The sequence below is a fragment of the Streptosporangium minutum genome, assembly GCF_002149035.1.
GTDB lineage: Bacteria > Actinomycetota > Actinomycetes > Streptosporangiales > Streptosporangiaceae > Streptosporangium > Streptosporangium minutum.
On the sequence record NZ_NGFP01000084.1, the window covers coordinates 1 to 13,137 of the forward strand.

15 protein-coding genes are annotated in these 13,137 nt (G+C 69.9%); 11 read left to right on the plus strand and 4 right to left on the minus strand.

Annotated elements, in window-relative coordinates:
- Nucleotides 1-214 precede the first annotated feature (214 nt).
- The 4 genes from lpdA (at nt 215) to CA984_RS19170 (ending at nt 4,159) form a co-directional block, all read left to right on the plus strand.
- Nucleotides 215-1,615: a dihydrolipoyl dehydrogenase gene (gene lpdA, locus CA984_RS19155; RefSeq protein ID WP_086574264.1), complete on the plus strand. Its 1,401-nt coding sequence runs from the start codon at nt 215-217 to the stop codon at nt 1,613-1,615.
- 17 nt (nt 1,616-1,632) lie between these two features.
- A complete protein-coding gene (locus CA984_RS19160) occupies nt 1,633-2,034 on the plus strand; it encodes an NUDIX hydrolase (RefSeq protein WP_086574266.1) in 402 nt (133 codons plus the stop codon).
- Between the two features lie 146 nt (nt 2,035-2,180).
- Nucleotides 2,181-2,972, plus strand: a complete 792-nt coding sequence (locus CA984_RS19165; protein WP_086574268.1) for an alpha/beta fold hydrolase — start codon at nt 2,181-2,183, stop codon at nt 2,970-2,972.
- An 11-nt stretch (nt 2,973-2,983) separates the two neighbouring features.
- Nucleotides 2,984-4,159 (plus strand): PP2C family protein-serine/threonine phosphatase, encoded by a 1,176-nt coding sequence (locus CA984_RS19170; RefSeq protein ID WP_086574270.1) that lies wholly within the window; start codon nt 2,984-2,986, stop codon nt 4,157-4,159.
- Between the two features lie 73 nt (nt 4,160-4,232).
- On the opposite strand, the gene CA984_RS19175 is transcribed toward CA984_RS19170, so the two are convergent.
- Nucleotides 4,233-4,460: a hypothetical protein gene (locus CA984_RS19175; protein ID WP_165781324.1), complete on the minus strand. Its 228-nt coding sequence runs from the start codon at nt 4,458-4,460 to the stop codon at nt 4,233-4,235.
- Between the two features lie 231 nt (nt 4,461-4,691).
- Here CA984_RS19175 and CA984_RS19180 point away from each other — a divergent pair, with 231 nt between their 5' ends.
- On the plus strand, nt 4,692-5,411 hold the full coding sequence (locus tag CA984_RS19180) for an NUDIX domain-containing protein (protein WP_242676051.1): 720 nt from the start codon (nt 4,692-4,694) through the stop codon (nt 5,409-5,411).
- Here the strand turns inward: CA984_RS19180 and CA984_RS19185 are convergent.
- Nucleotides 5,356-5,571: an N-acetyltransferase gene (locus tag CA984_RS19185; RefSeq protein WP_207620935.1), complete on the minus strand. Its 216-nt coding sequence runs from the start codon at nt 5,569-5,571 to the stop codon at nt 5,356-5,358. The genes CA984_RS19180 and CA984_RS19185 overlap by 56 nt on opposite strands.
- A gap of 112 nt (nt 5,572-5,683) precedes the next feature.
- Here CA984_RS19185 and CA984_RS19190 point away from each other — a divergent pair, with 112 nt between their 5' ends.
- Complete coding sequence (locus tag CA984_RS19190; RefSeq protein WP_086574277.1) at nt 5,684-6,175, plus strand: GNAT family N-acetyltransferase; 492 nt, start codon at nt 5,684-5,686, stop codon at nt 6,173-6,175.
- Nucleotides 6,176-6,382: 207 nt separating this feature from the next.
- Here the strand turns inward: CA984_RS19190 and CA984_RS19195 are convergent, their stop codons facing one another.
- Both CA984_RS19195 and CA984_RS19200 read right to left on the minus strand, forming a co-directional pair.
- Nucleotides 6,383-6,739 carry a DUF742 domain-containing protein gene (locus CA984_RS19195; protein WP_086574280.1) on the minus strand — a complete coding sequence of 119 codons (357 nt, stop codon included), beginning with the start codon at nt 6,737-6,739 and terminating at the stop codon, nt 6,383-6,385.
- Nucleotides 6,736-8,718, minus strand: coding sequence for a sensor histidine kinase (locus tag CA984_RS19200; RefSeq protein ID WP_165781325.1), 1,983 nt, complete (start codon nt 8,716-8,718; stop codon nt 6,736-6,738). The genes CA984_RS19195 and CA984_RS19200 overlap by 4 nt, the downstream gene beginning before the upstream one ends.
- 241 nt (nt 8,719-8,959) lie before the next feature.
- Between CA984_RS19200 and CA984_RS19205 the strand changes: the two genes are divergently transcribed.
- From CA984_RS19205 to CA984_RS19225, 5 genes are all read left to right on the plus strand, one after another.
- Nucleotides 8,960-9,301: a hypothetical protein gene (locus tag CA984_RS19205; protein WP_086574286.1), complete on the plus strand. Its 342-nt coding sequence runs from the start codon at nt 8,960-8,962 to the stop codon at nt 9,299-9,301.
- A 101-nt stretch (nt 9,302-9,402) separates the two neighbouring features.
- The gene (locus CA984_RS19210) at nt 9,403-10,275 is read left to right on the plus strand and encodes a DMT family transporter (RefSeq protein ID WP_086574289.1); all 873 of its coding nucleotides are present in this window, start codon (nt 9,403-9,405) and stop codon (nt 10,273-10,275) included.
- A complete protein-coding gene (locus CA984_RS19215; protein WP_086574292.1) occupies nt 10,272-10,895 on the plus strand; it encodes a GntR family transcriptional regulator in 624 nt (207 codons plus the stop codon). The genes CA984_RS19210 and CA984_RS19215 overlap by 4 nt, the downstream gene beginning before the upstream one ends.
- A gap of 197 nt (nt 10,896-11,092) precedes the next feature.
- Nucleotides 11,093-11,437: a hypothetical protein gene (locus CA984_RS19220; protein WP_012887398.1), complete on the plus strand. Its 345-nt coding sequence runs from the start codon at nt 11,093-11,095 to the stop codon at nt 11,435-11,437.
- Nucleotides 11,438-11,680: 243 nt separating this feature from the next.
- Nucleotides 11,681-13,135 (plus strand): sugar transferase, encoded by a 1,455-nt coding sequence (locus tag CA984_RS19225; protein ID WP_086574295.1) that lies wholly within the window; start codon nt 11,681-11,683, stop codon nt 13,133-13,135.
- The last annotated feature ends 2 nt before the right edge of the window (nt 13,136-13,137 follow it).

Sequence of the window (13,137 nt, forward strand, 5' to 3'; positions counted from 1 at the left end):
TCGCCGCCCCCGTCCCCAGCCCCCCACACATTCATTCCCGCAAAGTCCTCCGGCATCCTCGACGCACCGTCCGCCGTGAGGCGGGGAGTTCCTCGGTGAGCCGGGCGAGGCGGCGGGCGCCGTACGGGGCCGGTGGACACCGCTTCCGGGACCGGCGGGCCGGACGGCCACCCCCGGTGAAGCGATCGATCCCCCATTCAATATCGTCCGATGCATGAGCACTCACTATGACGTGGTTGTCCTCGGCGCGGGTCCGGGCGGATACGTGGCCGCCATCCGAGCGGCCCAGCTGGGACTCAGCGTGGCGGTCGTCGAGGAACGTTACTGGGGCGGTGTCTGCCTCAACGTGGGATGCATCCCCTCCAAGGCGCTGCTGCGCAACGCGGAGCTGGCGCACATCTTCACGCAGGAGGCCAAGACGTACGGCATCCGGGTCGAGGGCCAGGTCACCTTCGACTACGGCGAGGCCTTCAAGCGCAGCCGCAAGGTCGCCGACGGGCGCGTCAAGGGCGTGCACTACCTGATGAAGAAGAACGGCATCACCGAATACGACGGCCGCGGCACCTTCGTCGACGCCAACACGCTTCAGGTGGCCGGCAGGGACGGCGGCGCGGAGACGGTGACGTTCGACCACTGCATCATCGCGACGGGCGCGACCACGAAGCTGCTGCCGGGGACCTCGGTGACGGAGCGGGTCGTGACGTACGAGGAGCAGATCCTGAGCGACAAGCTCCCCGAGAGCATCGTCATCGCGGGGGCGGGCGCGATCGGCGTCGAGTTCGCCTACGTGTTGCACAACTACGGCGTCAAGGTGACGATCGTGGAGTTCCTCGACCGCGTCGTCCCCCTGGAGGACGAGGAGGTCTCGGCGGAGCTCGCGCGGCGCTACAAGCGGCTCGGCATCGAGGTGCTGACCTCGACCCGGGTGGAGTCCGTCGACGACTCCGGCGAGAAGGTGCGGGTGACGGTCTCGCGCGAGGGGCGGCAGCAGGTCATCGAGGCCGACAAGGTGATGCAGGCGATCGGCTTCCAGCCCCGCGTGGAGGGCTACGGGCTGGAGCGCACCGGGGTCGCCCTGACCGAGCGCGGCGCCATCGACATCGACGGCCGGGGCCGTACGAGCGTGCCGCACATCTTCGCCATCGGCGACGTGACCGCCAAGCTGATGCTCGCCCACGCCGCCGAGTCCATGGGGATCATCGCGGCGGAGACCATCGCCGACGAGGAGACGATGGAGCTGGACTACGTGATGATCCCGCGGGCGACGTACTGCCAGCCCCAGATCGCCAGCTTCGGCTTCACCGAGGCGCAGGCCCGTGAGCTCGGCTATGACGTGAAGGTGGCCAAGTTCCCGTTCACCGCCAACGGCAAGGCCCACGGCCTGGGCGACGTCACCGGGTTCGTCAAGATCCTCAGCGACGGCGAGCACGGGGAGCTGATCGGCGCTCATCTGATCGGCCCGGAGGTCACCGAGCTGCTGCCCGAGCTGACGCTGGCCCAGCAGTGGGATCTGACGGTCCACGAGGTGGCGCGTAACGTGCACGCCCACCCCACGCTCGGGGAGGCGGTCAAGGAGGCGGTTCACGGCCTGGCCGGGCACATGATCAACATGTGAGACCGGAGGAGGGTGTCATGGCGGACCCGATCGACAAGGTGGCGTGGATCCGGATCGAGGGCGGCAGGATCCTGGGGGCCCGCTCGCGTGGCAAGGACGTCTGCTATCTCCCCGGCGGCAAGCGTGAGGCCGGGGAGACGGATCTCGACACGCTCGTCCGCGAGATCGGCGAGGAGCTGTCCGTGGCGATCGTCCGGGAGAGCGGTCGCTTCGCGGGGGTCTTCGAGGCCCGGGCGCATGGTCACGGTGAGGGCCTGACCGTGCGGATGTCCTGCTACGAGGCCGACTACCGGGGTGATCTGGCCCCCAGCGGCGAGGTCGAGGAGGTCGTGTGGCTCGCCTACGGTGACCGTCATCGCGTGTCGCCGGTCGTCCGGCTGATCTTCGACGCCCTGCGGGCCGAGGGCCGGTTGGCCTGAGCGGGGCCGGCCGGAAGTGGGAGGGGAACGGTATTCGATCCGTGGCGTTATTCCATTTTAAGGGAATTTTGTGATGTAAAAAAGTTATATCAACCTTTATAGGTGTATTTGTTCTTCTTTGTCCATGTGATGGCTAAAGTCGGCCAATGGACATCGTGGCCCGTAACAACGTCAAGGTCTCCGGCCGGAGTGGCGGCAGACCCATGATCTTCTCCCACGGATTCGGCTGCGATCAGAGCATGTGGCGATATGTGGCACCCGCCTTCGAGGACGAGTACGAGACCGTCCTGTTCGACTACGTCGGAGCCGGGCGCTCGGAGCTGTCCGCCTACTCCGCCGAGCGTTACGCGTCGCTCGACGGCTACGCCCAGGACGTCCTCGACGTCTGCGAGGAGCTGGACCTCACCGGAGCCGTCTTCGTCGGGCATTCGGTCAGTGCGATGGTCGGCGTGCTCGCGGCCATCCGCGAGCCCCGCCGGCTGAGCACGCTGATCCTGGTGGCGCCCTCGCCCCGCTACATCGACGACGGCGACTACGTCGGCGGGTTCAGCGGCGCCGACATCGAGGAGCTCGTCGACTCGCTCGACAGCAACTATCTGGGATGGTCGAGCCAGATGGCGCCGGTGGTCATGGGCAATCCGGACCGTCCGGAGCTGGGGGAGGAACTGACCAACAGCTTCTGCCGTACCGACCCGGAGATCGCCAAACAGTTCGCCAGGACGACGTTCCTGTCCGACAACCGGGACGACCTCGGGAAGGTCACCGTGCCCACGCTGATCCTGCAGTGCTCGCACGACGCGCTCGCTCCGCCGCAGGTGGGGCACTATGTCCACCAGGCGATCCCGGGCAGTGAGCTGACGCTGATGCGGGCCACCGGCCACTGTCCCAACCTGAGCGCCCCCGAGGAGACCATTGCCGCGATCAAGGCGTTCCTGTAGGCGGGCGCCCCATGGCCGCCCGTGACGACGCGCGGGTGACCGGCGAAGCCCCGGAGACCCTGGAAGACCTGTACGAGGACGCCCCGTGCGGCTATCTCTCCACGCGGGGCGACGGCATGATCATCAGAGTCAACCGTACGATGCTCACCCTGACGGGATATCGCCGGCAGGACCTGGTCGGACGGGTCCGGATCCACGACCTGCTGGCGGTCGGCGACCGCATCCTCTACGAGACGCATTTCGCCCCGCTGCTGGCGTTGCAGGCCGGAGTCAAGGAGATCGCGGTCGACCTGAGGTGCGCGGACGGAAACAGGGTCCCGGTGCTGCTCAACGCGGTGATGAAGGAGCAGACCCCCACCCGGCCGGAGGAGATCTGGATCGGCGTCGTCGCCGCCGGCGACCGCAGGGGCTACGAACGCGAGCTTCTGCAGGCGCGGCACCGGGCGGAGGAGTCCCAGAGGCGGGCGGTCGAGCTCGCCCGGACCCTGCAGGAGAGCTTCATCCCGCCGGAGCTGCCCCGCATTCCCGGCATGGACGTCGCCGGGATGTACCGGCCGGCCGGACGGGGGGACGAGGTCGGCGGCGACTTCTACGACATGCACGAGGTCGTGGACGGCTGGGCCCTCGCCCTCGGCGACGTGTGCGGCAAGGGCGTGCAGGCGGCCGTCGTCACCAGCCTCGCCCGGTACACCATCCGAGCCGCTCCCCTCCGGGACAGCAGGCCTTCGGCGATCCTCGCCACCCTCAACGAGGTGCTGTTGAAGGAACGGACGGACCGGTTCCTGACGGCCGTCTACGCGCAGGTCCACCAGGACGCCCGGGACCGGTTCCGGCTCACCCTGTCCCTGGGCGGCCACCCGCCCGCCGTCCACCTCTCCGGGGAGGGGCTCATCAGCATGATCGGCCACCCCGGAACCGTGCTGGGCGTTCTGGACTCCGTGGAACTTCACGACGTCACCGTCGATCTCGCCCGGGGGGACGTCGTCGTCTTCTACACCGACGGGGTCGTCGAGGGGCGAGGCCCGACGGGGTTCTTCGGGGAGGAGAGGATGGGACGGGCGCTCAGCGACGCGCGGGACGCGGACGCGGCGGGCATCGCCGGGCGCCTGGTGGACGAGGTGGTGGCATTCCAGTCCGGCATGCCCAGCGACGACATCGCCGTAGTGGTGCTCAAGATTCCGGAGTGAGCGGCGCGGCCCCCGCTACCACCGCGGCCCGGTCCGCGCGCGGGGAGAGTGGCGACCGGTCGCGCGTCTCCCTTCAGGAACTCCTGTCGCGTCTGGCCGGAGTCCGCTGGTCCGCCTCGTCGGCGAGCTGGTCCTCCACGATCGCGCACCAGCGGTGCCACCGCGCCAGGTCGAGGTGCTCGTCCACGTCGCCCACACCTGCTCTGGCCATGATCTCGTGATTGTCGGCCGCTGCCTCGTGTGCGTTGACCAGCGCGTGGTGGCCGTGGTTGGCGAGCGCCTCACTGACGGCCAGATTCACGGCGATCTCTCCCATCGTCCTGGGGCGGTCCGGAGATCCGCCCCCCAAGCTGTTTCCGCGGAAGTCGTGGCTCTGCGCGTCGTCACTCATAGGTGCTTGAGTGCCCACCTATCCCCAGATCTATCTGGGTCCTCCGATCGGATGCGGACATCCGGCCGGACCGGAGACCACCACCCCGCCGCCTGCGAGGACGGGCGTCGCCTCCTCGCGCGCTGGTGCAGACTGAGGGGCATGAACACACCTGCCGGACCGGATGGCGCGAAGACGGGGACTCCCGTGCCGGACGAGGTGCCAGGAGTCGACGTTCCCGACCGGCGCGGCCGTACCGGCCTCGACCGGGCCGGGCGCGACCTGGACGGCAACCCCCGGGTCCGGGTGCGGGAGGTGGAGCTGCTCTCGTCGAGCTGGTACGTCCTGCGCAGGACGACCTTCGACTACCTGCGCACGGACGGGAGCTGGTCCACCCAGGAGCGCGAGACCTACGACCGGGGCAACGGCGCGACGGTGCTCCTCTACGACGCCGAGCGGGCGACCGTCCTGCTGACCAGGCAGTTCCGTTACCCGGTCTACGTGAACGGCCACCCCGACGGGCTGCTGCTCGAAACCGCCGCCGGCCTGCTCGACGACGACGATCCGGAGACCGCGATCCGGCGGGAGGCCGCCGAGGAGACGGGCTACGACATCGGCGAGGTCCGGCACGTCTTCGACGTCTACATGAGCCCCGGCTCGGTCACCGAGCGCCTCCACTTCTTCGCCGCGCCGTACACCGCGGACCGGCGGACCTCCGAGGGGGGCGGGCTGGCCGACGACGGTGAGGACATCGAGGTGGTGGAGCTGCCCTTCGCCAAGGCCCTCGCCATGATCGGCTCGGGGGAGATCGCCGACGCGAAGACCGTCATGCTGCTGCAGTGGGCGGCGCTGTCCGGTCCGTTCGCCGGCCGGGACAGGTGACGGGGCCGGGGCCGGCGATCGGGATCTCGTGGAAGCCGAGGCGGTTGTAGAAGGCCCGGGCCGGGGTGTCGACGGTGACCATGCCGAGATGTACGGCCGGCACCCCCCTGTCGCGCAGCGCGGCGCGGTCGTCGGGGCGGTACGGCCGGACAGTGGTCATGCGGGCGATGATGCCCTTGTGGGAGCGCTCTCACAAGATCTGTGGCAGGTGGGCGTCTCCGGCGCGGTATCCGCCTTCCCGCGCCTGCCGCCGGGGCAATACCCTGCACCGCATGATTGAGGTGGAACTGAGGGGCTGGCGACCCGACGACGCGCCGGTCCTGATCCGGGCGTTCAGCTCGCCGGACATGGCGCAGCAGGCGGCACGGCCGATCGACACCCCTCAGGCGGCACTGGAGTGGATGGGGACGTGGGGCTTCCGGGACGACGCCCAGGCGTTCGCCGTGGTGCTGGACGGTCAGGTCGTGGGGAACGTCGCGGTGAGCAACATCGACGCGCACGCCAACGGCTGGGTGTCCTACTGGACGTCACCGCAGGCCAGAGGGCGTGGGGTGGCCGTGGCCGCAGCTCGGAAGCTGGCGGAATGGGCGTTCCGGGAGCGGGGGCTGTTCCGGCTTGAGCTGGGGCACCGGCTCAACAACCCGGCCTCCTGCGCGGTGGCCACCAGAGCGGGCTTCCTGACCGAGGGGATCGAACGGGCCAAGCTGAGCTACGAGGGCGTGCGATACGACGTGGAACGGCACGCCCGCCTGGCCACCGACTGACCCGCCGTACGGGCGGAGATGGGGAGACGCGGTCCCCCGGAGCGCCGGGAAGCGGCGGTCTGCGATGTCTGAGCCCGGGTCGCCGGGAAGCGGCGGGACGCGGTGTCTGAGTCCGGGGTTCGGAAGCGACGGGGCGCGGTGTTCTGAGCTTCGAGGTTCGGAAGCGGCGGAGCGCAGTGCCTGAGCCCGAGGCCCGGCAGCGGTGGGCTACAGCGCCTTGAGTCCGGCGAGCACGTCGCGCAGCACGCTCTCCCGGGGGAGCGCGACGTCGTTCACCGGGAGCCGGACGGTGATCAGGCCGGACTCGCGCAGGTCGCCGAGGAGCACCCGGATCACTCCGATCGGCATGCCGGTCTCCGAGGCCATCTCGGCGACCGAGACCGGCAGGCGGCAGGCCTTCATGATCTGAGCGTGTTCGGGCGGCAGGTCCTGCGGCGGGGTCCTGATCGCCACCACGATGGCGATCAGGTCGAACCGGGCCCCGGCGGCCCGGGTCCGGCCGCGGGTGAGCGTGTACGGGCGGACGATGGGCCCGGCGTCCTGGTCAAGCCAGCGTTCCGTCATTCCGCCCCACTTTCCTGTTCCGCACGGCGCCATCCATCGCGGAACGACGTCATCACACTGCTCGGGGCCCGCTCCGCCGCCTCAGCCGGCACGGTCCGCCGCTCGGGTACGGCCTGGCGTACGCGCTTGGGCAGACCGCTGCCGGTGGTGACCCATTCGACCTCGGCCGAGTAGGCGGCCTGGCGGTCGGCCGGCGCGACCACCAGCTCGCCGGGCAGGAGCACGATCGCCGTGGTGCCGCCGAAGGGGGAGGGGCGCAGCGAGACGCGGATGCCGTGCCGGGCGGCGAGCTGCGTCACGACGAACAGGCCGAGCCGGTCGCTGTCGGCCAGGTCGAGCTCCGGTGGGCCGGCCAGCCGCCGGTTGAGCTGGGCCATCTCGTCCGGGGTGATGCCGAGCCCGCGGTCCTCCACCTCGATGGCGTAGCCCCTGGCCACCATCTCGCCCTGGATGCTCACCGTGGTGTGCGGGGGAGAGAAGATGGCGGCGTTCTCCACCAGCTCGGCCACGAGGTGGATCACGTCGGTCACGACCGTGCCGATCACCGAGGGCCCCTGCGGCACGTTCACCGTCACGCGCTGGTAGTCCTCGACCTCCTCGACGGCGGCGCGGACCACGTCGTAGATCGTGACCGGCGTCCGCCAGCCCCGGCCGGGGACCGCGCCGGACAGGATGATCAGGCCTTCGGAGTGGCGGCGCATGCGGGTGGTCAGGTGGTCCAGGCCGAACAGGTCGTCGAGGGTCTCCGGGTCGCTGGCCCGCTGTTCCATCGCCTCCAGCATGGAGAGCTGCCGGTGCAGGAGCGACTGGCTGCGCCTGGCCAGGTTCACGAAGACCTTGTTGACGCTCTTGCGCATCTGGGCCTGGCCGGCGGCGGCCTCGACGGCGGTCCGCTGGACGGACGAGAACGCCTTGCCGACGTTCACGATCTCGGTGGTGGTGCCGTAGTTCAGCTCCTGGGCCTCGGAGCAGACGTCCTCGCCCCGGCGGAGCCGCTCGACGACGTCCGGCAGCCGGCTGTGGGCCAGGTCGAGGGCCGCCTGCTGGAGGCCGACGAGCTCGGTGCCTATCCGGCGGCCGAACCGCACCGAGACGAAGATGGACAGCGCGACCGCGACCAGGCCGAGCCCGGCGGCGATGCCGATCTGGAGCAGGATGCCGGTGGCCAGCGGCCCGGACCGGTCGCTGATGCCCTTGCTGACGTCTCCGCCGAGGTCGTCGAAGGTGTCGGAGACCTTCGCCGCGACCGTCGCCCAGGAGGGAGCGGGTTTGCCCGCCGTGGTGACGGCCTTCTCGATCCGCTCGAACGAGGCGTAGGCGCCGGAGTTCTGCAGGCTCCGGTAGAGCTCCTGGAACTCCTCGTCGAACTGGTTGAAGCCCATGGAGTAGAGCAGCCTGCGGCCGGTGGCCAGCTCGCTGAACTTGGCGCGCTCGTCGGTGCTCATGCTGCCCTCGGCCACGGCGCCGGCGATCAGCGCGGCCTGCTGGCTGAGCATCTCGCGGCTCCGGCCCATCAGGACGACGGCGCGGGTCTGGTCGTTCAGATCGATGTCCGAGGACAGCCGGATCTTGTCGTAGACCTCGAAGGCGGCCCCGACGATCGCGTTGTAGGCGTCGAGGGTCTGCGTCTGGCCGGCGGTGCGGGTGTCCACCTCGCTCCGGATCTCGGTGAGCCGCTCCATCGAGCCCAGGAGCTTGACCAGACGGTCCCGCACGGCCGGGGCCGTACCCTCCCGGAGGGTGGGGGCCAGCCGCTCCAGATCCGCCCGGGCGGTGTTCGTCCGGATCCGCTGGGCGTCGAGTTCGGCGCGTGAGATCGTCGAGCCGCCCAGGACGGACAGGGACAGCAGCCGCTCGTGCTGGATCGCGGTGGTGACCGTCCGGGTGGGGAGGACGCCGCGTTCGTATCCCTCGCGGGCCCGGAGCAGCTCCTGGCCGCTCTGGAGGGTGAGGGTTGCCGCAAATGCCCAAATCGCCACAAGGGAGACAATCGGCACGATAAGGAGGGTGAAAATCTTGACCCTGATCGAGTGGTTGCGGCCGACCATAATACCTCGCACTACAGATATGTGCGGTTAACAGTGGCGAAACCCTAGCAACGCGGATCATCGACGACCAGAGATGCGGGTGATTCATATCAAGAAAGGATTTGTAGCTTTCGGGTTACTGCGAACCAACGCCGCCCGGGGCACGTCTTCCAGAGAGAGGGGGGATGTGTCCATGAAGCAGATCGCGGACCTGATCGGGCTGGAGGCCGACCGCGCGGCGGAGGCGGCTCTGGTGCGCGGCGGCGAGCTGGAGAGGTCGGGGGCGGTGCAGCTCGTCAGGTTCAGCCCGTCACTGATCACCGCGGAGGTGGACGACGGCGCCGCGTACGTGGAGTTCCGGGTCGTCGACGGGGTCCTGCGCTGGTACTGCACCTGTGCCGAGGGGCGGGGCGGGGCCCTGTGCGCTCACTGCGTGGCCACGGCTCAGTCGGTCAGGAGGAGGACCGACAGGAAGGCCTCACCCGGGATGTCGTCGCCGACGAGTTCGGCGAGCACGGCGCGGATCACTCTGTAGGCCCGGTGCTCCGCGGCCGGATCTCCTTCGCATGCCCTGAGCCGGACCTTCTTTACGCGCCCCAGGTTGACCGACTTGTCTAGTTGTCAGACAATTTGAGGATGAAGCTCGCCGTCGTGGGTGCCGCCGTGCTCTGGGGCACCGCGGGCACCGCCGGACTGCTCGTCGCCGGCGTCGACCCGATCTCCCTGGCCGCCGCCCGTCTGGTGATCGGCGGGCTGGTGCTCGCGGTCGCCGTGGGCCCGGCCATCCGATCCCTGCCGCGCCCGGCTGTGCTCCTGCCCGCCGCGGTGGCCGTGGCCGCGTACCAGCTCTGTTTCTTCGCCGCGGTCAGCCGGACCGGCGTGGCCATCGGCACCGTGGTCGCCATCGGCAGCGGCCCCGTCTTCACCGGCCTGCTCTCCTGGGCACTGGACCGGGTGCCCCCCACCCGGCGCTGGACCGGGGCGACCGCGGTGGCGATCGCGGGCTGTGCCGTACTCACCGGCGGGGGCGGTGAGGCACGGCTGGACGGGATCCTGCTCGCGCTGCTCGGCGGCCTGCTCTACGCGTTCTACGCGGTGACGGCGGCCCGGGTGATCGGTACGGGAGCCTCCTCCGACGCGGTGATGGGCGCCATGTTCGGCGGGGCCGCGGTCGTGATGCTCCCGGTCCTGCTGTGGACGGGCACCGCCTGGCTCACCGAGCCGCGCGGCCTGCTCACCGCCCTCTATCTCGGCTGCGCCACCACCGCACTGGCCTACATCCTGTACGGCAGGGGCCTGCGCACCACCCCTGTGGCGACCGCCGCCACCCTCGCGCTCGCCGAGCCCGCGGTCGCCGCCCTGCTCGGCGTCGTGGTTCTCGGCGAGCGGCTCACGCTCATCTCGGCCGCGGGGCTGGTGCTGCTCGGCGCGAGCCTGGTCGTGGTGGCCCTTCCCGAACGGTGGCCCAGCCGCCAGGGCCGAGCCGCGGCAATAGAGTCGTCGGCGTGACCATTCCGCTCCGCCCCGTCTCCGCCGTCAGCGCCCTCGCCGACGCCCTGCGCCGCCGGGTCCTGTCCGGAGAGATGCCGCCGGGCACCCCGCTGCCGGAACAGGAACTCTCCGCCCTGTACGGCGTGGCCCGGCCGACCGTCCGGGAGGCTCTGGCCGTGCTCGTGCACGAGGGGTTGCTCAGACGCGAACGGCACCGCAGCGCCCAGGTGGCCGAGGTGACCCTGGCCGATCTGGACGACCTGATGTTCGTGCGGCGTCCGCTGGAGGACCTGATGGCCACCTCACTGGCCGGGCGGCGGGTGGAGGAGGCGGACGGCGCGCTGGTGCGGATGGCCGGGCTGCCCGGCGACGCCCCCTGGTCCGACGTGGTGGCCGAGCACATGGCGCTGCACCAGGCGCTGATCGTCGCGGTGGGCAGTCCCCGGCTGGAGCGGCTCTACGCCGCGCTGGCCGCCGAGACACGCCTGGGCCTGGTACGGCTGCGCGCCGTCTACGCCGACCGGGACGTGCTGGTGGCCGAGCACCGGGACCTGCTCGACGTGATCGGCCGGGGACCGGTGGAGACGGCGAGACGGGCCGTGGCCGCGCACCTGGATCACGGCTGGGGCGCGGAGTAGCCGTGCGGGGCGGGCTGGTCACGTGCCCGGGTCGTGGCCAGGGCGCGCGGTAGCGGCCGTGCGGGGGCGGGCGGCGGTCAGGCGCTCGGGTCACCGCCGGGGCGTGCGGTAGCGGTGCGGGTCGCGTGCCCGCGCCGGTCGCCCGACTTGCGTGCTTCTCTTGCACCGGATGCCCTGGAGTCGTCACAATCGCGGCCATGCACGGCAATTCAGTGCCGGACTCCTACGTGTATGTCACCGAAGAAGGCGTGACCCGCCACTACGCGGACGGCAGCGTTGACGCCCTCGCGTGGGAGGACGTCGTCGAGGTGCGCGTCGTGGGTGACCCGGACATCCTGTACATACTCCTCGATCGTGACGGTCAGGGGTGCGTGGTCCCCCAGTCGGCCACCGACACCGCTTTCCTCGCCCGTCTCCGCTACCTTCCGGATTTCGACCTCGACCGGCTCGGCGAGGCGGTGGACGCCGCCCGCGACGACTACGTCGTCGTCTGGCGCAGCCCCGAGCCCCCGTCCCCTCTGCCGGATTTCGAGTACGACTAATTCCTCGTCACCGGGCGGATCGGAAGCGGCAAACTTACATGTTTGGACCGTTCCGTCAAGATGTTCCGTCTGCCCCACTTAGGCCAGTAGTGGACAGGGGGCAGTATTCCCCTGCCAAATCTTGATCACTAGGATTTCCATGGGTATCCACGCTCCTGATGCATTAGAGAAATCTGTCAACCAATGAAACGAGGCGGGCGTCTCGTTATCTGTTAACGCTGGGGCATCTGGGTGGGGTGGGGTATGAGGGTGGGGACACAGGAGCCCGCTGTCGCGCTCCTCGGCAGTTCGGTACGCGCCGCTCCGAGCATCTGGACGCGGTCCTACGCAAGGATTCTGCTGGCCGGGGACCTCGCGTGCGCGGTGGTCGCCTGCGAGGCGGTCCTGGGGGTCCGCCTCTGGTTCGGCGCCTACATCCCGGGGACGGAGGCGCTCCTGGGGCTCGGACTCGCCCTGGCGTGGCCGTTCTCCCTGGCGGTGGGAGGCGCTTACCGCAAGCGTGCGCATGGTGAGGGGACGGAGGAGTTTCGGGCGGTTTTCGACGGCGGGGTTGGTTTGACCGCTGCTGTCGCAATAGGGGCTTATGCCACGCAAACAACTATTGCTCGTAGTTTCGTAATGGCGATGTTCCCTCTCGCCCTCATCCTCACGATCATTTTCCGCTACCGGATGCGCAAGCGGCTCCACCGGCGGCGCTCCTTCGGGGAGTACATGCGCCAGGTGGTCGCCGTCGGGCACCGGGAGTCGGTGCTCGATCTGGTGATGCAGCTCCGGAGGCAACCGCACCACGGCATGACGGTGGTCGCCGCGTGCCTGCCGTCGGGCTCGGAGGGCCTGGACATCGACGGGGTCCCGGTCCTCGGAGGCTTCGGCGACGTCCCCGACGTGGTGGCCGAGGTCAACGCCGACACCGTCGCCATCCTGGCCTGTCCCGAACTGGACGGCGCGGCACTGCGCCGGCTCGCCTGGGGCCTGGAGGACGCCCGCACCGACCTGTTCGTGGCGCCCGCGCTCATGGACGTGGCGGGCCCGCGCATCAGCATCCGCCCGGTGGCCGGGATGCCGCTGCTCCACGTCGAGCATCCCGAGTTCGACGGCGCCAAGCACCTCGCCAAGAACCTGTTCGACCGGGTCGGCGCGGGCCTGGCCCTGCTGGTGCTGTCCGTCCCCATGCTGGTCATCACCCTGCTGATCCGCACGACCAGCACGGGGCCGGCCCTGTTCCGGCAGGTCAGAGTCGGCAGGGGCGGCAGGGAGTTCAACGTCGTGAAGTTCCGCACCATGGTCAACGACGCGGAACGGCTCAAGATGGACCTCCAGCGGCAGAACGAGTTCGACGGCGTGCTCTTCAAGATGAGGAACGATCCACGGATCACCCGCGTGGGCGCCTTCCTCCGCCGTTACTCCCTCGACGAGCTGCCGCAGCTGCTCAACGTGCTCCGCGGGGAGATGTCGCTGGTCGGGCCGCGGCCCCCGCTGCCCGAAGAGGTCAAGCAGTACGGCGAGGACGTGCGCCGCCGCCTGGTCGTCAAGCCCGGCATGACCGGCCTGTGGCAGGTCAGCGGCCGCTCCGACCTGACGTGGGAGGAGTCGGTCCGCCTGGACCTGCGCTACGTCGAGAACTGGTCGCTCTTCCTGGACCTGCAGATCCTCTGGAAAACCTGGAGCGCCGTCACCGGCGGAGAAGGGGCCTACTAGCC

What these genes read in the sequence shown, in the direction of transcription:
- lpdA (WP_086574264.1), top strand. Translation starts at nt 215, where the DNA reads ATGAGCACTCACTATGACGTGGTTGTCCTCGGCGCGGGTCCGGGCGGA.
- CA984_RS19180 (WP_242676051.1), top strand. Translation starts at nt 4,692, where the DNA reads ATGAACACACCTGCCGGACCGGATGGCGCGAAGACGGGGACTCCCGTG.
- CA984_RS19225 (WP_086574295.1), top strand. Translation starts at nt 11,681, where the DNA reads ATGAGGGTGGGGACACAGGAGCCCGCTGTCGCGCTCCTCGGCAGTTCG.
- CA984_RS19210 (WP_086574289.1), top strand. Translation starts at nt 9,403, where the DNA reads ATGAAGCTCGCCGTCGTGGGTGCCGCCGTGCTCTGGGGCACCGCGGGC.
- CA984_RS19195 (WP_086574280.1), bottom strand. Translation starts at nt 6,739, where the DNA reads ATGACGGAACGCTGGCTTGACCAGGACGCCGGGCCCATCGTCCGCCCG.
- CA984_RS19185 (WP_207620935.1), bottom strand. Translation starts at nt 5,571, where the DNA reads ATGACCACTGTCCGGCCGTACCGCCCCGACGACCGCGCCGCGCTGCGC.
- CA984_RS19170 (WP_086574270.1), top strand. Translation starts at nt 2,984, where the DNA reads ATGGCCGCCCGTGACGACGCGCGGGTGACCGGCGAAGCCCCGGAGACC.
- CA984_RS19160 (WP_086574266.1), top strand. Translation starts at nt 1,633, where the DNA reads ATGGCGGACCCGATCGACAAGGTGGCGTGGATCCGGATCGAGGGCGGC.
- CA984_RS19220 (WP_012887398.1), top strand. Translation starts at nt 11,093, where the DNA reads ATGCACGGCAATTCAGTGCCGGACTCCTACGTGTATGTCACCGAAGAA.
- CA984_RS19190 (WP_086574277.1), top strand. Translation starts at nt 5,684, where the DNA reads ATGATTGAGGTGGAACTGAGGGGCTGGCGACCCGACGACGCGCCGGTC.
- CA984_RS19205 (WP_086574286.1), top strand. Translation starts at nt 8,960, where the DNA reads ATGAAGCAGATCGCGGACCTGATCGGGCTGGAGGCCGACCGCGCGGCG.
- CA984_RS19165 (WP_086574268.1), top strand. Translation starts at nt 2,181, where the DNA reads ATGGACATCGTGGCCCGTAACAACGTCAAGGTCTCCGGCCGGAGTGGC.